The organism is Chryseobacterium tructae (genome assembly GCF_030409875.1).
In the GTDB taxonomy this organism is placed as follows: domain Bacteria; phylum Bacteroidota; class Bacteroidia; order Flavobacteriales; family Weeksellaceae; genus Chryseobacterium; species Chryseobacterium tructae.
Window position 1 is genome coordinate 2,702,231 of the sequence record NZ_JAUFQR010000001.1, and the last position, 20,357, is coordinate 2,722,587.

General features: G+C 35.5%; 19 protein-coding genes and 1 pseudogene. 10 read left to right on the plus strand and 10 right to left on the minus strand.

Translation table 11 applies throughout. The annotated features are described in order from the left end of the window. Positions 1 to 4 precede the first annotated feature (4 nt). Entirely contained in the window at positions 5 to 796 is a 792-nt protein-coding gene (locus tag QWZ06_RS13390; protein WP_290298680.1) for an SDR family oxidoreductase, read from the minus strand. A 178-nt stretch (positions 797 to 974) separates the two neighbouring features. On the opposite strand from QWZ06_RS13390, the gene QWZ06_RS13395 reads away from it, so the two are divergent. The 7 genes from QWZ06_RS13395 to QWZ06_RS13425 all read left to right on the plus strand — a co-directional run bounded on the left by QWZ06_RS13395 (position 975) and on the right by QWZ06_RS13425 (position 9,830). Next, positions 975 to 2,417: a S41 family peptidase gene (locus QWZ06_RS13395; protein ID WP_290298681.1), complete on the plus strand. Its 1,443-nt coding sequence runs from the start codon at positions 975 to 977 to the stop codon at positions 2,415 to 2,417. Between the two features lie 315 nt (positions 2,418 to 2,732). Next, positions 2,733 to 3,755: a ligase-associated DNA damage response exonuclease gene (locus QWZ06_RS13400; protein ID WP_290298683.1), complete on the plus strand. Its 1,023-nt coding sequence runs from the start codon at positions 2,733 to 2,735 to the stop codon at positions 3,753 to 3,755. Beyond that, positions 3,752 to 5,332 carry an ATP-dependent DNA ligase gene (locus QWZ06_RS13405; RefSeq protein WP_290298685.1) on the plus strand — a complete coding sequence of 527 codons (1,581 nt, stop codon included), beginning with the start codon at positions 3,752 to 3,754 and terminating at the stop codon, positions 5,330 to 5,332. Before QWZ06_RS13400 ends, QWZ06_RS13405 begins: the two co-directional genes overlap by 4 nt. A gap of 1 nt (position 5,333) precedes the next feature. Further along, positions 5,334 to 7,775: a ligase-associated DNA damage response DEXH box helicase gene (locus tag QWZ06_RS13410; protein ID WP_290298687.1), complete on the plus strand. Its 2,442-nt coding sequence runs from the start codon at positions 5,334 to 5,336 to the stop codon at positions 7,773 to 7,775. Positions 7,776 to 7,931: 156 nt separating this feature from the next. Continuing rightward, entirely contained in the window at positions 7,932 to 8,534 is a 603-nt protein-coding gene (locus tag QWZ06_RS13415; RefSeq protein WP_290298688.1) for a 2,3-bisphosphoglycerate-dependent phosphoglycerate mutase, read from the plus strand. Between the two features lie 74 nt (positions 8,535 to 8,608). Further along, positions 8,609 to 9,253 (plus strand): ligase-associated DNA damage response endonuclease PdeM, encoded by a 645-nt coding sequence (pdeM, locus tag QWZ06_RS13420; protein ID WP_290298690.1) that lies wholly within the window; start codon positions 8,609 to 8,611, stop codon positions 9,251 to 9,253. 328 nt (positions 9,254 to 9,581) lie between these two features. Next, positions 9,582 to 9,830 (plus strand): hypothetical protein, encoded by a 249-nt coding sequence (locus tag QWZ06_RS13425; protein ID WP_290298691.1) that lies wholly within the window; start codon positions 9,582 to 9,584, stop codon positions 9,828 to 9,830. A gap of 173 nt (positions 9,831 to 10,003) precedes the next feature. Here QWZ06_RS13425 and QWZ06_RS13430 read toward each other — a convergent pair whose 3' ends face one another. Further along, complete coding sequence (locus QWZ06_RS13430; RefSeq protein ID WP_290298692.1) at positions 10,004 to 10,957, minus strand: nitrilase family protein; 954 nt, start codon at positions 10,955 to 10,957, stop codon at positions 10,004 to 10,006. Positions 10,958 to 11,020: 63 nt separating this feature from the next. Then, the gene (locus QWZ06_RS13435; protein ID WP_290298693.1) at positions 11,021 to 11,845 is read right to left on the minus strand and encodes a helix-turn-helix domain-containing protein; all 825 of its coding nucleotides are present in this window, start codon (positions 11,843 to 11,845) and stop codon (positions 11,021 to 11,023) included. Between the two features lie 386 nt (positions 11,846 to 12,231). On the opposite strand from QWZ06_RS13435, the gene QWZ06_RS13440 reads away from it, so the two are divergent. Then, positions 12,232 to 12,738, plus strand: coding sequence for a pyridoxamine 5'-phosphate oxidase family protein (locus QWZ06_RS13440; protein ID WP_290298695.1), 507 nt, complete (start codon positions 12,232 to 12,234; stop codon positions 12,736 to 12,738). Between the two features lie 52 nt (positions 12,739 to 12,790). Here QWZ06_RS13440 and QWZ06_RS13445 read toward each other — a convergent pair whose 3' ends face one another. The 3 genes from QWZ06_RS13445 to QWZ06_RS13455 all read right to left on the minus strand — a co-directional run bounded on the left by QWZ06_RS13445 (position 12,791) and on the right by QWZ06_RS13455 (position 14,529). Then, positions 12,791 to 13,024 (minus strand): thioredoxin family protein, encoded by a 234-nt coding sequence (locus tag QWZ06_RS13445; protein ID WP_290298698.1) that lies wholly within the window; start codon positions 13,022 to 13,024, stop codon positions 12,791 to 12,793. 9 nt (positions 13,025 to 13,033) lie between these two features. Beyond that, entirely contained in the window at positions 13,034 to 13,918 is an 885-nt protein-coding gene (locus QWZ06_RS13450) for a dihydrodipicolinate synthase family protein (RefSeq protein ID WP_290298699.1), read from the minus strand. Between the two features lie 155 nt (positions 13,919 to 14,073). Then, a complete protein-coding gene (locus tag QWZ06_RS13455; RefSeq protein WP_290298701.1) occupies positions 14,074 to 14,529 on the minus strand; it encodes a cupin domain-containing protein in 456 nt (151 codons plus the stop codon). Positions 14,530 to 14,630: 101 nt separating this feature from the next. Between QWZ06_RS13455 and pdxR the strand changes: the two are divergent. After that, positions 14,631 to 16,063 (plus strand): annotated as a pseudogene (gene pdxR, locus QWZ06_RS13460) (MocR-like pyridoxine biosynthesis transcription factor PdxR). A gap of 191 nt (positions 16,064 to 16,254) precedes the next feature. Here the strand turns inward: pdxR and QWZ06_RS13465 are convergent. After that, a complete protein-coding gene (locus QWZ06_RS13465; RefSeq protein WP_290298702.1) occupies positions 16,255 to 17,334 on the minus strand; it encodes an Atu1372/SO_1960 family protein in 1,080 nt (359 codons plus the stop codon). A gap of 141 nt (positions 17,335 to 17,475) precedes the next feature. Here QWZ06_RS13465 and QWZ06_RS13470 point away from each other — a divergent pair, with 141 nt between their 5' ends. Further along, positions 17,476 to 18,264, plus strand: a complete 789-nt coding sequence (locus tag QWZ06_RS13470; RefSeq protein ID WP_290298703.1) for an AraC family transcriptional regulator — start codon at positions 17,476 to 17,478, stop codon at positions 18,262 to 18,264. Between the two features lie 10 nt (positions 18,265 to 18,274). On the opposite strand, the gene QWZ06_RS13475 is transcribed toward QWZ06_RS13470, so the two are convergent. The 3 genes from QWZ06_RS13475 to QWZ06_RS13485 form a co-directional block, all read right to left on the minus strand. Beyond that, complete coding sequence (locus QWZ06_RS13475; protein ID WP_290298704.1) at positions 18,275 to 18,775, minus strand: CinA family protein; 501 nt, start codon at positions 18,773 to 18,775, stop codon at positions 18,275 to 18,277. A 232-nt stretch (positions 18,776 to 19,007) separates the two neighbouring features. After that, a complete protein-coding gene (locus QWZ06_RS13480; RefSeq protein WP_290298705.1) occupies positions 19,008 to 19,628 on the minus strand; it encodes a Crp/Fnr family transcriptional regulator in 621 nt (206 codons plus the stop codon). 37 nt (positions 19,629 to 19,665) lie between these two features. Further along, the gene (locus QWZ06_RS13485) at positions 19,666 to 20,262 is read right to left on the minus strand and encodes a Crp/Fnr family transcriptional regulator (protein WP_290298706.1); all 597 of its coding nucleotides are present in this window, start codon (positions 20,260 to 20,262) and stop codon (positions 19,666 to 19,668) included. Between the last annotated feature and the right edge of the window lie 95 nt (positions 20,263 to 20,357).

Sequence of the window (20,357 nt, forward strand, 5' to 3'; positions counted from 1 at the left end):
ATGATTAGCTTTTTGCAGTCCAGGCTTCTGCCTGTAATTGTTTTACAAAATCTTCCGTTTCCTTTGGGTGTACATTTCTGAAATTAGAATTGTCGTCCAGAACTACCTTTACAATGCAATCCGCCATAGATTGAGGATCAAGCTGATGGGCCAATGAATCTGCAGCTCCATCAAATGCAGACAAAGGGGTAAAATTATTTTCAGGATCATACCAACGGAAAATAGAATCTACTCCACGATCATTGAAACCTGTACCGAATATCCCCGGATTACAGGTTGCTATTTTAATATCAAAAGGAGCCAGCTCTGTTCTTAGTCCTTCAGCAATAGATCCCATAGCATGTTTTGAAGCACAATAAGCGGCAACATAAGGAACCGTCCATAGTTCGCCCATGGAAGTTGTAAATACAATCTTTCCTGGTTTCTTCTGACTGATAAACTTTTTGATGAATCCTTGTGCTAACTCAAGTCCGCCGAATACATTCACATCAAACATTGATCGAATCAGATCAACAGGCTGTTCTGCAATAGGCCCGCCTTCCATTATTCCTGCATTGCTCACCAGGATATCAATATCATACTTTTGGTGGATATAAGCCAGGTCTCTGGGATTGGTGACATCCATTTTATCAACGGTCAAATCTACTCCCTGCTCTTTCGCCTCACGAATTAAATCACTCATTTGAGGATAAACCTGGGTAGTAGCGATTACCTGATGTCCTTTTTTAGCAAGATCAAATGCGGCAATCTTTCCGAATCCACTTGCTGCTCCTGTAATTAGAATTGTTTTACTCATTGTATTTATTTTTAATGATGATACAAATTTCAAAGATTTTCAGCAGGCTGATATTGGTGATTAGTTCATTGTTGTATTGCTGATAAGTTCAGTTGTTGATGAAGTACAATAAGTATATAAGGCTCATTAAGGCTATTTTTATTATCTTTCGAAACTTTTTAAAGTAAAAACTAATTCTATGATTAAAATTAAAGTTCTCATTTTAATTTTTGCAACCTCTTCCACATGGGGTTTTGCCCAGAATTGCAGTTGTGAAAGCAATTATCAATGGGTAAAAAAAACATTCGAGGAAAATGATGCAGGATTTCAATATGCTATTGATAAAAAAGGGGCTGTTGCCTATCAAGCTCATAATAATGAATTTCTTCAAAAAATACGAAATATAAAGTCTGAAACAGAATGTAATCAGACAATTTATGATTGGCTGAAATTTTTCAGATCCGGTCATTTTTCAGTTTCAAAAATTGGAAATAATAATCAGGGAGTTAAAGTAGAGTCTGGTGAGAATATACAATCTGAACGGGTAAAAGTAAACCTTGAAAAATTTAAAAAAGAAATACAGTCTAACAAAGAATCTGACCTTGAAGGAATCTGGGAATCTGACCCTTATACCATAGGGATCAAAAAATTTGGAGATGTTTACAAAGGTTTCATTATTAGATCAGGAGCAGAAAACTGGAAACCTGAAGAATTAAAACTCACGATCAATGCTGATAAAACAAAAGGAGTTTTTTACTTAAGAAATAAAACCAGTCAGGAGTTCAAAAGTGTACATTTTATAGGAAAAAATCATCTGGAGCTTGGAGATTTTACTTTAAAAAGAGTCTTGCCAAAATTTGAACGCGAAGAAGGAATTGAAACCTATTATGAAACGATTCAGACACAAAAACCTTTCTTAAAGGTTGTAAATAATACGACACTTCTTTTGCGAATCCCTTCTTTTGATGGCGCTTTGAAAAAAGGAATAGACAGCTTGATTACAGCTAACAGATCTAAAATTGAAAGTACAGAAAACCTAATTATTGATATTCGGAATAATGGTGGCGGAAGTGATAGCAGCTTTGGGGAAATCCTTCCCTATCTTTATACGAATCCTATCAGAGGAATAAGAACACAATTTTATTCTACCAAATTGAATAATCAGAGAATGCTGTTTCTTTATGAAAATTACGAAAAATATGGAATCTCTCAGGAAGACAGAGAATTCCTAAAGAAATCGTATGACATATTAAATGCAAAACTAGGACAGTTTGTAACATTACAAGATGGCCCTGTAGGGATCACTAAATTTGATACCATATATCCTTATCCTAAAAATGTGGGAATTATTATCAATAAAGGAAATGGAAGTACCGCTGAAGAGTTTCTACTGGCAGCAAAACAAAGCAAGAAAGTAAAGCTTTTTGGAACAACAACTGCCGGAGTATTGGACATTTCAAATATGTACTTTGTTAATTCTCCCTGTAACGAAATTAAGTTAGGGTATAGCCTTTCAAAAAGTTTCCGTATTCCGGATATGGCCATTGATGAAAAAGGAATTCAACCGGATTACTTTATAGACAAAACCATTCCGGATCATCAATGGATTGATTATGTGAATGAAGTATTGAATACAAAATAATAACACAAGCTGTTTCTCAACCGAAGCAGCTTTTTTCATCTATCTTTTACGAATTAGACCTCGTAAATATTAAAAAAAAAATCAATAGAAATAGGCTGTAGCCCGTTTATCGGTAAACAAAACAGCATACAATTTTATCGCAGATAAAATCCTCGCGCCTTATCCCGTCATCCAAGAAAAATAATTGCGCCTTTGCGATTTCCAACTACAAAAACTCAGAACAATATAATTTATCCCTCATCAACTACAAAAAATCAACACTTTATTGTAATTTGGTTAAGTTTTTGAAGCATTTTACCCAAACCAGTCACACCATTGAAATTAATAACATTCACAAAAAAAGGGATTTATTGTCCGCAAGGGAAATTCTATATAGATCCCTGGAGGCCTGTAGATATGGCTGTCATCACTCATGGGCATGCCGATCATGCCCGCTGGGGAATGAAGAAATACCTTTGTCATCATTTTACCAAACCTATTTTATACCAAAGAATTGGAGCTGATATAGAATGTCAGAGTGTAGAATATGGTGAAAAGATCAATATCAATGGAGTAACCGTTTCACTTCATCCCGCAGGCCATATCATTGGTTCTGCTCAAATAAGATTGGAATATAAAGGATTTGTTACCGTTGTCTCGGGGGATTATAAAGTTCAGAATGATGGGCTCAGTACACCTTTTGAATTGGTAAGATGCCATGAATTTGTTACGGAAAGTACCTTTGGATTGCCTATTTACAATTGGCTGGAAGTGGATGATTTAAATAAAAGACTTCAGAATTGGGTGCTAAAGAATCAGGAAAACAGGAAGACATCTGTCTTTATAGGATATTCTTTAGGCAAAGCTCAGCGCATTATGAAAGCTATGGAAGGGCTTGGCAAAATATATGTTCACTACTCTATCGGGAAACTTAATCAAGCCTTTGAAGCGGTTGGAATTGATCTTCCAGAATATACAATTGGGGATTTCAGGGAACACCCGAAAGAGATGGAACACGAAATTGTGATTGTTCCTCCTGCTTTGCTGGATAGTAATGTTATTAAAAAGATTCCTGATCCGGCTACAGCAATATGTTCAGGTTGGATGCAGGTTCGTGGGGCGAGAAGATGGCGGAGTGCAGATGCAGGATTTGCCATGAGTGATCATGCAGACTGGAAAGGCCTACTGCAAACGGTAAAAGCAACTGAAGCTGAATTTGTACATGTTACTCATGGACAAACAGAGATTTTTTCAAAATATCTCAATGAGCTTGGTATTAAAGCAGACGTTATAGAAACCTTATTTGGTGAAGATGAAGAAGTATCGGAAGAAGAAAATATCAAAAATCAGGAATTATGAGGCATTTTGCAGATCTTATCAACGCTTTGGAAACGACCAATAAAACCAATGCTAAAATCGATGCGATTATTGATTATCTGGAACGTGCTCCGGATGAAGATAAAGTATGGTTTATAGCTTTGTTCACAGGAAAAAGGCCTAAAAGAAATGTTAATACCAATCTGATGAAGGAATGGGCATTGGAAATTACAGGGCTTCCCTTATGGCTTTTTCAGGAAAGCTATTCTTCTGTTGGAGATCTTGGAGAAACACTTTCGTTGATTCTTCCACCCCCAGAAGAAAAGATTGAACAAAGCCTCTCTCAATGGATGAATGATATTGTTAATTTAAAAGATAAAAAAGAAACAGAAAAGAAAGAATTTGTACTTCATTCCTGGAATGGTCTGGATTATACGGAACGTTTGATTTTCAACAAATTAATAGGCGGTAGTTTTAGAATCGGAGTATCAGATAAGACATTGATTAATGCTCTTACCAAATTCTCCGGTGAGGAATCCAGTACACTGACACATAGTCTTATGGGAAAATGGCTGCCGGATGAAGTTTCCTTCAAAGAATTAATTTCAGCAGAAAATATCAATCCGGATAATTCCAAACCTTATCCGTTTTGTTTAGCTTATCCTTTAGAAAAAGATCTTGAAAATCTTGGAAAACCTGATGAATGGCTTGTTGAATATAAATGGGATGGCATCCGTGGGCAAATTATCCGGAGAAATGATGAAGTATTTATTTGGTCAAGAGGTGAAGAGCTTGTTACTGAGCAATTTCCTGAGATTACAGAAGCTGTAAAAGCGATGAAAGGGAACTTTGTTTTAGATGGAGAAATACTTGCGGTAAAAGAAGGTAGGGTACTAAATTTTAACGAATTACAAAAAAGATTAAACAGAAAAACTTTAACAAAAAAAATGCTCTCAGAAATTCCAATTGAAGTATTTGCGTATGACTTATTGGAACTTGAAGGCTATGACCTAAGAGATAAACCTATTTCAGGAAGAAGAGCAATGCTGGAGGAGTTATTATTAAATGAAAATCCAGAAAATATAAGACTTTCCCAAAGTATAGATTTTAAAAAATGGGAAGAACTGAACGAAATTCGGGAAAATTCCAGAAAGGTGAACAGTGAGGGACTGATGTTAAAACAAAAAAGCTCACCTTACCATGCCGGACGAAAAAAAGGCGATTGGTGGAAATGGAAAATAAATCCTTTTACCATTGATGCTGTTCTCATTTATGCCCAAAAAGGAAGTGGCAGACGAAGTGCTTACTATACCGATTATACTTTTGCAGTAAAGAATGAAAACAAATTGGTAACCATTGCTAAAGCGTATTCGGGGCTAACGGATAAGGAAATTATGGAGGTCAGTAAGTTTGTAACCAAAAACGCTATTGAAAAATTTGGCCCTGTACGAACAGTAAAAGCAGAACTTGTCTTTGAAATTGCTTTTGAAGGCATTGGTTTTAGTAATCGTCATAAAAGTGGTGTTGCCCTTCGGTTTCCAAGAATTGTAAGATGGCGGAAAGATAAAACGGTAGATGAGATTGACAATCTGGAAGAAATCAAAAAATTAATACAATAATATGACTGCCTTTGAACATACTCACGGATTTACCCTCATTCAGCAATGGATGAAGGATAAAGGCATTTCGCCTTTTAAGTTTCAGACCGATACATGGCGGAAATTTGGAAGCGGATATAGCGGTATGGTAGTCGCTCCTACAGGATTTGGAAAGACTTTTTCTGTTTTTTTAGCATTGATATCAGATTTTTTAAACCATCCTGAAAACTATAAAAAAGGATTAAAAATGATCTGGATTACCCCACTTCGGTCTTTGTCTAAAGATATTGCTAAAGCGATGCAGGAAGCCATGGATGAAATTGGACTAGATTGGGTGGTTGGCGTAAGAAATGGCGATACAGATCCTAAAGTAAGACAACAACAGGTAAAAAAGATGCCCGAAATTCTTGTGGTAACTCCTGAAAGCCTTCATCTTCTTCTGGCTCAGAAAAATCATGAAACTTTTTTCCGGGATATGAAATGTGCGGTGGTGGATGAATGGCATGAATTATTAGGATCAAAACGTGGGGTCATGGTAGAATTGGGAATCTCACAACTCAGAAAATACGTTCCAAGATTACAAATTTGGGGAATTACCGCAACCATAGGAAATCTGGATGAGGCTTTGGATGTTTTGATTCCTTATGACATCAAAAAAACTAAAATTACAGCCAAAGAACACAAAAAGATTGATATTATTCCGGTCATCCCAAATGAAATTGAAATACTACCCTGGGCAGGACATCTTGGACATAAGCTCGCAGATAAAGTAGTTCCTATTATTCTTGATTCAAAATCTACAATTGTCTTTACCAATACAAGAAGCCAAAGTGAGATGTGGTATCAGTTACTCTTAGATGCTTACCCTGATTTTGCAGGCCAGATTGCAATCCATCACAGCTCCATTGATGCCCATTTAAGGATCTGGATTGAAGAAAATCTAAGCTCCGGAAAACTGAAAGCCGTTGTGTCCACATCATCGCTAGATCTTGGAATAGACTTCAAACCGGTTGATACAGTTATTCAGATTGGTTCTGCAAAAGGCGTTGCAAGATTTCTTCAAAGAGCCGGCCGTAGTGGACACTCCCCTTTTGAAACGTCTAAGATTTATTGCGTTCCTACACATTCTCTAGAATTAATAGAAGTTGCTGCTCTCAAAGAAGCGGTAAAACAAAAAGTGGTAGAACCCAGAGAACCACAGGTCTTGTGTTTTGATGTTTTGGTTCAGTTTCTAATGACTTTAGCTGTTGGTAACGGCTTTTATCCCGATGAAACTTACGAAAGAATTAAGAAAGTATATGCCTTCCGTGAAATCATGGATGAAGAGTGGAAAAGTATCCTTGAATTTCTTACCATTGGTGGCAGCGTTTTAAAAAGCTATGAAGAGTTCCATAAAATTGTAATTATGGATGATGGTCTGCACAAAGTAACTTCCCGGAAAATTGCGATGCTTCACCGAATGAATATGGGAGTGATCGTAAGTGATGCGATGCTTAAAGTCAAGTTTATTTCCGGTGGCTATATAGGGATGATTGAAGAATATTTTATTTCCAAATTGAAAAAAGAAGAGAAATTTATTCTTGCAGGCCGAATCCTTGAAGTCGCTATGATTAAAGATATGACTGTTTATGTACGGTCTGCAAAAGGAAAAGCTTTAGTGCCGAGCTATCTTGGCGGAAGACTTCCTTTAAGTTCTAATTTGGGACATTTTTTAAGAGAAAAACTTTCACATGCTTTAAATCCGAAAGCTTCAGAAAAAGAACTTAAGTTTCTGCATCCATTGTTAGTCAATCAGGAAGAAAACTCTCATATTCCCAAAGAAGATGAATTTCTGGTAGAAATGATTAAAAACAGAGAAGGATACCATCTGTTTATGTACCCTTTTGAAGGTCGTTTGGTTCATGAAGTGATGGCCGCCTTAGTTGCCTATCGCATTTCTAAGCTAGCGCCAATTTCCTTTTCCATGGCAATGAATGACTACGGATTTGAATTGTTCAGTGATAAAGAAATCCCATTGAATGATGATAACCTTCATCAAATTTTAACCAGAGATAACCTGATGAATGATGTGATTGCCAGTATCAATTCTGCTGAAATGGCAAGAAGAAAATTTAGGGATATTGCTGTGATCTCCGGTATGGTGATTCAGAATTATGCAGGACAGCAACGTTCCAATAAAGCATTGCAAAGTTCAGCAGGACTTATTTTTAAAGTATTGGAAGACTATGATCCCAATCACTTTTTAATCAGACAGGCCTATACCGAGGTTTTCAATATGCAGCTTCAGGAACAACGCCTGGTGGAAGCTTTTAAAAGAATTGAAAAATCTAAAATTATTCTTAAACATTCACATTCCTTTACTCCTTTAAGTTTCCCAATCAAGGTAGACAGTCTTAGACAGACCCTCTCCAGTGAGGGATTGGATGCAAGAATCAAAAGAATGCTGAACTTTGAATATAATTGACAGAAATAAAATGATTCTATGAGAGATAAAATTATAATGAAAGCTATAAATGATTTTCATTATAATCATAAAAAATATTACTTTTTTATAGCGAAAAATTTTTAACAAGTTCGTAACTTAGATCATCTTCTTTGAAGAATAAATAACATTCAAATAATGGCAAAACTATTTTTAGTCCGTCATGGACAGTCACTCTGGAATTTGGAAAACAGGTTTACAGGATGGCAAGATATTGATATTACAGATGCAGGAATTGAAGAAGCAAAAAATGCGGGAATTGCCTTAAAAAAAGAAAAAATAGACATCGCCTTTACTTCCGTCTTGATCAGAGCGAAACATACCCTTTCTATTATACTTGATGAAATAGGAAACCCCAATATCCCTATTGTTATGGATAAAGCTTTGAATGAACGCTCCTATGGAAATCTTGAAGGACTTAATAAAGCAGAAACGGCATTGAAATACGGTGAGGAGCAAGTTCATACCTGGCGCAGGTCTTATGATGTGGTTCCACCGGGGGGAGAAAGCCTTAAAGATACTTATAACAGAGTGATTCCTTATTTTGAAAAAGAAATAGCTCCCTTGTTGAAGAAAGGTGAGAATGTATTGATTGTTGCCCATGGAAATAGCCTCCGTGCTCTCATTATGTATCTGGAACACTTATCTCCGGAAGAAATTCTGGAAAGAGAAATTGCAACAGGAATCCCTATTATTTATATTTTTGATGAGCACTTTCATGTAAGCCGAAGAGAAGAATAATGCCAACAAAATGGAATAAAAAATCTTATATACAGTACCTTAAATTTTAAAATCAACATATTGAATTCTTACTTGTGTTTATAGCGACTAAAGAAATTACCATTCAAAATGAAGCTTTTACGTTGACCAATCAGCGTGCCCTATTTCTGAAAAAGGAAAAGGCTTTAATCCTTTCTGATCTTCATGTTGGAAAAACAGCTCACTTTCGTAAGAATGGGATTGCACTGGCCAACCATATTATGAAAAGTGATCTGGAAAGACTATCTGCATTAATTGAATATTTTCAGCCAGAAAAATTTATTGTAGTTGGTGACTTACTCCATGCTGGCGACAATTCTGATGTGGACGAATTTTGTAAATGGAGGAATCAATATCCCAGTTTACAATTTTATCTCATCGAAGGCAATCATGACCGAATTTCAGAAACGTTAGAGAAAAAACTTTGTCTGGATTTTAAAGCTTCTATATTGGAAATAGGAGAATTTACTTTCATTCATGATTTTGATAAGGCTAAAGGCGGTTTTCAGATTACCGGACATATTCATCCCGGTATTGTATTAAATTCTGCCGTGAAAAGGATCAGGCTTCCCTGTTTTGCTTTAAGTGACGATCAATTATTGTTACCCGCTTTTAGTGAGTTTACAGGATTGGATACTAAAAACCTCCCCGTAAAAAGTAAGTTTTTTATATTTACAGACGCTGAGATTTATGAGGTTTAATTTACAACACCAGCTCCAAAACCTTTTTTAGTACTTAGAGGAAAGAGTCATATTCGGGGAAAAATAATCAAGAATAAATACTTTTTTAACGTTGAAAATTTCGCAACAATTATGAGAATGAAAATTAGACTATTATAGAATATGATAGTAAGCATTGGATTTACATGGAGAAAATAAATAACTATACAGAATTTTTGTGATTTCTTTTTTGCTTACACAGGCACCTCTTTATTAATCTAAAAAATCAGAAATTCATAAAAATTTGAAATATATAGTAAAATATTACCTGTTAAGTCGTATTTTTAGCCCTTAATGTAAAAAAATTACCATGAAAAAACTAGTTATTTTAGCGGCAAGTACGGCTCTCCTATTTACACTTAGCTCATGCTCTTCTGAACGAGATGAAAATGTTACTCCGAAAGATACCGCCATGAAAATTGATGCGAATTTAAGTAGACAAGAGCTAAAAATAGATTCCACTAAAATAGAATCATCCACTTCTAAACCTACACCACCCATTCAAGGTGACAATCCAGACGAGACCATTGATCCAACAAAACCAGACAGACCAAGATAGTAAAGTTATATCATTAGCTTAGTCAAATCAACTTGTTGCTTCCTTAAAAATAAAGCAGCATAATCATAAAACTTTGCGTCAAATTAAAAAATAAAAGGGCAGATCAATAATCTGCCTTTATATTTTTAATAATTGTCCTGCTAGTATATAAATTATCAACGTATAATTATAGGCTAATTGTCTTCCTCATTCAACCACACCACTTTCTGTACAGACGAATGTTCCTGGCCTATAATCTCACGGTAAAGTTCCGGTCTTCTTGCTTTTAGATATCGGTATCCGCCAGCCTGAGTAAGCTTCTCTGGAGTAATAACAGCTGATTCAAAACGATCTTCAAACGAATGGCATTCTGCAATAATATCTCCGAAAGGATCAATAATCATAGAGCATCCATTTTTAAGCTGATCATCATCCATTCCGATGGGATTTGCAAAAACAATATAAGCACCATTATCATAAGCCCTTGCCGGAAGCCATTTCATCAGCCAGTCTCTACCTTTCATTCCATTAAATTCCAGGCGTAAAGAAGTAGGATCTTCTACCCTTTTTTCCCATAGTTGAGAATCTACAAAACCAGCTCCAGGTCTTGTTGAAGGCGTACACATAGTAACATGAGGCATGAAAATAATATCAGCACCCAGAAGTTTGGTTGCTCTCACATTTTCAATAATATTGTTGTCATAGCAGATCAGAATTCCACATTTCCATCCCAGAATTTCAAATACACAGTATTCATTACCAGGCAGAAGATGAGGGTTGATAAAAGGATGCAGTTTTCTGTATTTAGCTTTTAAACCCGTGTGATCTACACATACATAAGCTTTGAATAGATTATTATTTTCATCTTTTTCAAAAAGGCCAGCCAAAATTACAATATCATGTTGTTTTGCAATGTTTTGTAGTCTTTTAATACTTTCGCCCTCGGGAATACGTTCTGCAATGTCCAGAAGTTGATCCTTAGACAGATTTCGGGCAAAAGTATATCCTGTAATGGAGCATTCGTGAAAAGCGATAACATCAGAGCCTTGTGAAGAAGCCTGCTGAGCAAGCTTTTCTATTACAGAGAGATTATACTCTTTATCTCCACTTTTGTTTTCAAATTGTGCGGTTGAAATTTTAATATTCATTGTTTTTTTCAGCAAATCTATGACAGCCTGCTAAAGAAAAATTGTATAAAACCGACATGAAAATTACAGTTCAATAAAGTTAACGGCCATTTTATTTTCTGTTTTTGCATATTGTCCAGGAGTAAGCCCTACATTTTTTTTGAATTCCCTGATCAGATGCGATTGATCGGAAAACCCTGCATGATAAGAAAGTAGAGTCATATTATCCTCCATGATCCCTTTATTAATAAGGCTTAAAAAGTAATGAAGACGGATGATATTGCTATATTTTTTAGGAGAAATACCCATATAGTTTTCAAACTTCCTTTCCAGATGCCTTTCAGAATATCCCGTAAACTTTTCCAGGTCTCTTGAAAGTACCGTTCCTTTATTTTGAAGAATATATTGCTGAACCGCTGCTATGAATTGATAATCAGAACCAATTTCTTCAGAAAGAAACTGAGTGAAGAAAATATTCAAATCTTTAATTATGGTATGCGGATCTGATTGGTAAAAAAGTTTGTCCTGGAATGGAGTAAGCTTCTCTTTTAAGATATCTTCAGCAGAAATAATCTGATTTTTAGCCTCTTTCGCAGAAGTTTTCAGAAGAATATTTAAAAAGTAAGGCTGAAAAACCACTGCTATAAAGGAAAACCTTCCCTTTGTATAAAAGTCTTTATAACTATTCAAAGTCCCATAAAAAAAAGAAGTTGGCATATTTGCCTCAGAAACATGAGAATGTAAACTCATACTTGCAGATAAAATCAATCCGGTACTGCCATCAGTAAATAATCTGACATTCTTGATCTCTTCTGTATTGTTTTCCAAAAAGATATAATGCCGGATAAAAGGTGTCAGATGTTTAGGTGGTGAAATCTGCATATTCAAATGTACGGAATTTTTCCCCACAGATACCTCAGATTTTCACAGTTTTTCATCTGTTTCTTATTGGCCACGGATGCACGAATAAAAAATCATTTGTGCATCCGTGGTGATTAAAATAAGTGTAGACTTTAATAAATAGTTTCAGTAGTTTTTCATTATTCTTATTCTCTTAAAAATCTTAATGGTTCAAAACAGCATTCAATTTCATCTCTGATGAAATCCTTGCGCCTTACTAAGCATCATGCAGGAAAAAGACTTGCGCCTTTGCGTTTTCCAACAAATTACATAAAAACTTAACGGAGGTACCACGTTTTCCGCCTATTTGGTCAGGTATTTGAATATTTTATTACAATTCATTCTATTTCTGTAGAATTTTTTACTATTCAACCAACCACTTAAAATATAATAATATGTCAACACAAAACCTTACCCACCTGGAAGCGATCAAAAAGATCAAAGAATTATCTGAAAATGCCAAAATATGTATGTTCTGTACAGAATTGGAAACCGTTCCGGTCAATTCAAGACCGATGACTTTACAGGAAACTGACGATAGCGGAAACCTTTGGTTTATCAGTAGTGGAACCAGCAACAAGAATTTTGAAATAAAAGAAGACCGAAGAGTACAGTTGTTTTTTATGAATAATAAAGAGGCTCAATATCTTTCAGTATATGGAAAAGCTTCTGTCTATAAAGATAAAGCCACTATAGAAGAAAAATGGTCTCCCCTTGCAAAAGCATGGTTCGATGGAAAAGATGATCCCAATGTTACAATTATCCGTGTAGAACCAAAAGAAACTTATTACTGGGATACCAAAGCGGGAAAACTAGTGAGTCTCTTTAGCTTTGTTGCATCAGCAATAACCGGCCATAAAACTAATAATGCTGACGGTGTAGAAGGAAATGCTATCATTTAAAAATTAAAAAAACGGCTCAAGAAATTGAGCCGTTGATACAAAATTTATAGTACTAATTTTTCACATCTTCTATAGATGCTCCAAAGTTAATATGAAGAACGTTACCGTTAGGGGTTACTAAAGCAGGGACAGATTTTACACCTGCTTCTTCTGCGTCTTTAATTTTACTTTTTTCATTACCCAGATGGATGATTTCAACATTTTCCAACCCTATAAGGCTGACGATATCATGTTCTGCACTGATGCATACAGGACATCCTGCATGATAAAAAATGGATTTTTTCATAAGATGGTATTAATTAATAAGGGTTTGAATAATATTTTTTAATTCTTCAGTTTCTTTTTCATGCAAAGGTTTTAAAGGACTTCTCAGATTTCCGCCATCTTCGCCCAGAATATTCAGACCTGATTTCACGGCTCTTGGTAATCCTTTGTTGACAATGAATTTTAAAAGATCAAACTGCTGATAGAAGATAGTTTTTGCTTTCTCTAAATTCCCTTCTTCAACTGCATTGTAAAGACTGATTGTAAGTTCAGGAATAAGATTGGGAGCTGCGGTACACCAGCCCCTTGCTCCGGCAGAAAATGCAGCCAAAGCCAAAGGGTTTGAACCATTATAAAAAGCTACCTCTTCTCCCAATTCTCTTCTCAGATAATGCATTCTCTGAATATCTCCTGTACTTTCTTTAATCATGGTTACATTAGGAATTTCAAGCAGCCTTTTCAAGAGAGATGGTGACATATCTACTCCACTCGTTGCCGGATTATTGTAAGCCATAATCGGAATGGAAATTTTACGTGCTACAGCATCATAATGGGCCACAATTTCGTCATCGGTAAGCTTCCAATAGCTCATAGGAATGATCATCACAGCATCTGCTCCTGCTTTCTCTGCAAATTGGGCATGATGAATCGTTTTCTCTGTGGTAAGATTGGAAACCCCTACAAGAGTTGGGATTCTTCCTTTTACTTGTTGTAATGTAGCTTCAGTAACCTCTTCTTTTTCTTCATCAGACAGATAAGGCATTACCCCTGTACTTCCCAAAGGAGCAATACCGTGGCTTCCAGAAGTGATCAGCCTCTCTACCAAATGTTTGAAAAGAGGAATGTCTACTTTTTCATTCTCATCAAAAGGGGTTATGGGATAGGATATAATTCCTTTAAATGGTACATTTTTCATGTTTTGTTGGTTTAAAAATTTATAATAATTTTCAGCAAAATTGTAAACCATTAAGTGCGATTTAAATTGAAGTACAATTTCACTTTGAAAAAACAATCATATCCATGATCAATAAATCGTCAGAAATGGTCTCTTAATGGTTTACATTATTAGTATTAAAGGTCTCTACCCTCTTCTTCTCTCAAGGCAACCCCTAAATTCTGTAACTGAGGAGCATTTTCACAGGCGATATATTTAGCGGATTCCGTATCACTTAGATTTTGGTGTTTATGCCATGCCCATGATGGAATATAAACAGCATCTCCGGCTTCCCAATGCACTTTTTCTCCTTCTACTTCTGTCCATCCTTTTCCTTCAATGACGAATAAGACTGTTTCGTAGGTATGACGGTGTTTATTGGTTTGTTGGCCTGGCAGCAATCCGCCAATCGTCATGCTTACATTCTTGCTGGGAAGATCTACAAAGAAAACCGGATGCTTTCTCTCTGTTGAGAATTGATTGTGCTCACCCGCATTTTCTACATTTTTATGAAGCAAATGGCTTGGTCTTACATACTTTGGTCTTGCATACGTTTCGTGAAAGTCTTTTGAACTGAACTGTGTTTTGTCCATGATTTCTAAAATTTAATAGTTCTGTGCTTAATTGCATGACAAAATTATTTTATATTTGGACTGTTTAAATGATTCAGTTTTTATATAAATAGATAGTCCAGATGCTAAGACCTTGGAAATTAGAATTCGAAATTGACAAAAAGCTTGATAAGGCAGTGTATTTACAAATAGCAGATACTATTATTACAGATGTCCGTTCAGGGAGATTAAAGCCTGGTGATGCCCTTCCCGGAAGCCGAAACCTGGCAGCTATGCTGAAAATCAATAGAAATACGGTAGTAGAAGCTTATCAGGTACTTCTTAACGAAGAATGGGTAATTTCTAAGGAAAGAAAAGGGATTTTCGTATCGGATCAGCTTCCTACTTTGCACAAAAACAGAACGGATAAGATGTCAGATACTTTGAATCTCCCCGTGATGACTCGCGGTACTCTGATTAATTTTGATGATGGCCATCCAGACAGTAAAATAGCTCCTGTTAATGAGCTGGCAAGAGCCTACCGACAAATTTTCGGGATAAAAGCAAAGTGGCAAATGATGGGATATGGTGATGAGCATGGAGATATAGAATTCCGAAAAATGATTTCTCAGATGCTAAACCACCAAAGAGGCATGCAGATCCATGAAAATGAAATTTCCATTACAAGAGGAAGTCAGATGGCTATGTTTTTAACAGCTCAGAGTCTTTTAACCTCAGGAGATTGCATTATTGTTGAAGATCCCGGCTACCAACCAGCATGGCAGGCTTTTGAATATGCTGGAGCTCAGCTTCTCCCTGTTGCTGTGGATGAAGAAGGAATCAATATACAGGCTATTGAAGTACTTTTATCTGAACATACAAATATCAAAGCGATTTACATTACTCCTCACAGGCAGTATCCAACGATGGTTACCTTAAGCTTATCAAGACGGTTAAGATTGATTGAGCTTGCGAATCAACATGATATAACCATTATTGAAGATGATTATGATAATGAATTTCATTTGGTTACCGTCCTATTCTGCCCATTTCCAGCTTTCCGGAGCTTAACAATTATGTATACATCGGAACACTGAGTAAAGTGGTTGCGCCAGCATTAAGAATTGGATATTTGGCCACTAAAAATCAGGATTTGTTACAAAAGATCGGCAGTTTAAGAAAGATTATTGATGTACATGGTGACGTTATCATGGAACAGGCCGTGTTGCAGCTTATTAAAGAAGGAGCGGTGAAAAAACATATCAGAAAAGCGACAGCTCATTATAAAAACAAAAGAGATTTTGTCTACAACCTTTTGAATCAATACATGAAAGAAATTGCTCATTTTACCTTACCTGAAGGAGGGTTAGCTTTTTGGATTGTTCCAAAAGTGACATTAGATTGGGATAAGGTAGCCTTAGCATTATTGGAGAAAAACATTAAGATCATTCACCCAAAGCAATACAGTCGGAAACATGTCAACGGTTTTAGGCTAAGCTATGGTTCAGTCTCAGAAGAACAACTGGAACAAAGCATACAAATCATTGCTGCAGTTTTTCATCAACTTTCCGAATAAAGTTCTCGCAGATTCCGCAAATAACGCAGATCTTACTGCTCCCTATCAGCAATAACCTGTTGAGAAGAATCTGCTAAATCAGCAAGATCTGCGAGACAAAAAAAATAGCGCAACATAATCTGTTTGCGCTATAATTTATCTGCTAATTATCCACATAGTATGTGAAGTCCGTGAGATCTGTGGCAAAATAACTACTCCACTTCAAAAACAGCCTGAATTTCAACCGAAGAATTTACCGGAATAGAAGAAGCTCCAAATGTTGCTCTTGCATGTTTTCCTTTATCTCCAAAAACCTCAGCGGTAAGATCAGAAGCTATATTCATCAGAGCTGCATGTTGGGTATAATCATCTTTTGTATTGAAAATCCCAGTAAGCTGCACACATTGTTTCACTTTCCCCAGATCACCACCTACAGCTTCATTAAGTACAGATAAAACATTCAGCATGGTCACTTTGGTAGCATCCTTTACCTGTTGCTCATTAACATCTACTCCTAATTTTCCGGGATTAAATATTTTCCCATCCTTTAAAGCAACCTGATTAATGAAAACAAGATTTCCGGAACGTACAAAAGGCTGATAATTTCCGGCTGGTTTAGGGACTTGCGGAAGGACAATATTCTTTTGTTTTAAAATTTCATTAAAATTCTGGCGATTTTCAACGACGGAAACTGTTTTTTTCGGACGGGTATCTTTCAATGCTAATGATACTTTAGCAAAATTTCTTCCCTGAAGTTCAGCCAAAGATCTTTCCCCTTTTGTGGGACGTTCAACATCCTTTAGAGAAGCCATAGTGGTAATTCCCAGTACAGTATTGCCCTGCGGAATCGCTTTGTTAAGTTCTTCAGTTCCGCGAATACCATTAGATACCAGAATCATCCCATGTACGGCAAGGCTATTCCAGAAAGCCTGAAGAGCCAATTCTTTTCCTGCGCCACTTCCTGCAGACATGAAAACCGTTGCAGGAACTCCTTCTAAACCATGATTCGTCCAAAGTTGAACCGTTTTAGATAAAAATTCACTCATCCCTGTACTAATATTTCCGAAGTAAACAGGAGACCCGAAAGCAATCCCATCATAATTCGTAAGTTCATCTACTGTCGCAACAGGCAGGTTTTTAAGGTTAGGATTTTGCGATGATTTAACTAATTTAATATAAGAAGTAGCATTGTTTTCACTCTCAATGCCTTTAGCAATTTCCTTGGCCAGTTCATAAGTTCCTCCATTATCTGAATGGATAAGAACCAGTATTTTAACTTTATTCTGTGCCATAATCTGTGTGGTGTTAAATAGTAAAATTAAAATAAAAAAAGAACATATTTTTTTCATTCTGAACAGGATATAAATTAATAGTACAAAATTAATATTGGCGTTTTTATTAAATTTGCCAAAAAATATATTTAAAACGACAATATGAAATGTGGACTGATAGAAAAAACACAAAGCCAATTTGTAGACTCCATTGAAAAAGAAGCCTATGTATGGTGTGAAAAAGACTGGAAGCATGATGATTATGAGCATGTTCATAACCGGGCTCAACTTACTTTTGTGGAAGACGGTTATCAGTATTTTCATATTGATCAGAAAACTTATCTTGTCCCCCAGCATCATGTCATTTGGATTCCTTCCGGAAAAGCACATAAAATTACCTCTGAAGCGAAAACAGTTAATCTGATGGTATTTTTATTTAAATCAGTATTCGAGGAAGACTTTTATCAGAATGTTCATGTATTTGCCGTCCCTTCAGTTTTAAAAGAAATGCTCCTTTACGCTTCAAAATGGAATCAGTCTCTGGATGAGAATGAAGAACAGGATATTTTCTTTAAAGCGATTCTGAAGAGTCTTCCCAACTTCTGTAAAGAGAGTAATGGCCTGGAGATTCCTATTCCTAAAGATATAAGACTAATTCCTGTCTGCAATGATATCAATTCCAATTTTAAATATAATCTGGATATTGATTCTTTAGCTGCTAAAGCACAGATGTCTGTACGCAGCCTTCAACGGAATTTTAAAAATGAAACAGGAATTACACTCCAAAAGTATTTACAGCTGACCAGAATCTTAAAAAGTATTGAGCTTATCGATATGAAGCAGTATACTTTGAGCGAAGTTGCTTACAAAGTTGGTTACCAGAGTTTATCCGCATTTACTTCGTCGTATTTTGCCGTGATGAAAGCAAAACCTAAAGTGTATAAAAATTAAAGAATGATTGCTATTTTAAGATTAAAAACTGGTTCAGCTCGCTTTTAAAACATCCTAAAATAAATTCTGTATAATAAAGTTGAGCATTTAAAGCTTGAGTTTTGGGGTGCAATTCCAATTTTTTGGTAAGAACAATTTCTCCTTTATATGAAAATGAAAAATAAGCAAATATTTTATAGGAAGAATTACGGATTGGGGTACAATAGCCTGTTGTGGAAATAGACCAGTCAGATTCAAAAAGATGAGCTACATGTAATGCCATGGTTTCTGCAATATTCTCTGAAACACTGTCATACTCCTCTGCTTCATGTATATTTACCTTTAATAATCTTACTTTTTCAGGTAAAGCATAGGTGGTTATTCCTCCTTTATAAAATAAAGAAGCATTGGGCATCTGTGAAAAAGCCAGTTGTAAGCATCCTGAGGTAACACTTTCGGCAACTGAAATTGTTTCACCTGTTGTTATCAGAGACTGGCTTATATACTCAAGAAGGTTTTGTTGAAATTCCATAACATTTTATTTTGAAGAAAATTAATTGATCATCCGTTATTCGGATAGTTTACAATGGTCAACATAAGCTTTCTCTATTTGTCTTTTATAAAATCGACTAGCAAAAATTTATAATTTCAAATTAACCAAAAGCCAAAGCATACTTTTATTCTTTATTTAATACTGTAGGGTTGACAGGTTAAATATACACTCAAATAACTCACTTTCTTATGAGTTGAATCATATTTTAAGATTAATATAAAATTTTTCGATCTTTAAAACTCACAGAACCTTCCTTCTCCATCTTTTTTAAGGTACGAATTACTGTTTCTACACGTAATCCCGTAAGATTGGCAAGCTGTTGCCTTGTAAATTCTACCGTAAAGCATTGAGAGCAATCGCCATCATGATAGCTTTTAAGATAATTTAGCAGTCCTTTCAGACGCAGTATTGGATTTTGAGCAGATAAACTTTGCATCATGATCAATTTATAATAAACCTGTTGAGAAAAGCAGGCATTCATTTCCAGGGAAAGATCCGGATGTTTCTTAATCATTTCTATAAAATTACCTTTAGGCAGTCTTATAATTTCAGAAACCTCCAGACATACTGCATTCATCGGATAAGGATAATTATGATCCAAAAAAAGAAGCGGATCTCCGAAGCTTTGATTTTTACCCAAGATATTATGAATAAATTCTTTTCCGTCTTCATTATAATTATTAAGCTTTACTTTTCCTTTAATGATTTGAAAATAATATTGTGCGTGATCTCCTTCTTTAAAAATCATCTCCCGTTTTTTATACATTTTAACTTCTCCTCCAAACGAGCGAAGAAGATGTTCATCAATATTCATACAGCTTATTGTTCTCATTTTCATCTAATTTTAATAAAAAAATATAACTCTTTTTTTAATACAAAATTTTACGATTTTCAATTTTTAGGATCTTATCTCTTTCCATATGTTTAATGGTTCTTATGGCAGTTTCTACACAAAGCCCTGTAAGACTGGCCATCTGCTGCCTGGTCAATGGAATCATAAAAGAATATGGACTTTCATCATCCTGAAAACTTTTAAGATAGTCCATCAAGCCTTTTAATCTGATTGAAGGGTTTTGAGAGGAAATATTAAGCATCATAACAAATTTATAATAAAGACGTTGTGATAAAAAGCTAGTTACTTCCATACATAACTTGGGAGACTGATTTAACAATTTGAAAAAAGCAGACTTATGAAGCCGTAAAATACTGCAATCAGTAATGGCTTCTGCATTCATAGGGTATGGCTTCTCTATAAAAAGAATAGATTCTCCACAGCTCTGCCCTTTTGATAAAAAATTTTGAATAAATTCTTTTCCCTCTTCATTATAATTATTCAACTTTACTTCTCCTGAAATGATCTGATAATAATAATTAGGAGTATCGCCCTCACAGAAAATATTTTCTGTAGGTTTATAGTCTCTTATTTCGGCTCCCGCTGATTGTAAAATATTTTCGTCAATAACCATAATAACTCTTTTTTAGATATTGTTTTTCTTCTTCTTAAGCCTTAGTAAAAAATAATTATTGGGAAAGCTGTAAACATATGCAAATACTAAGCCTT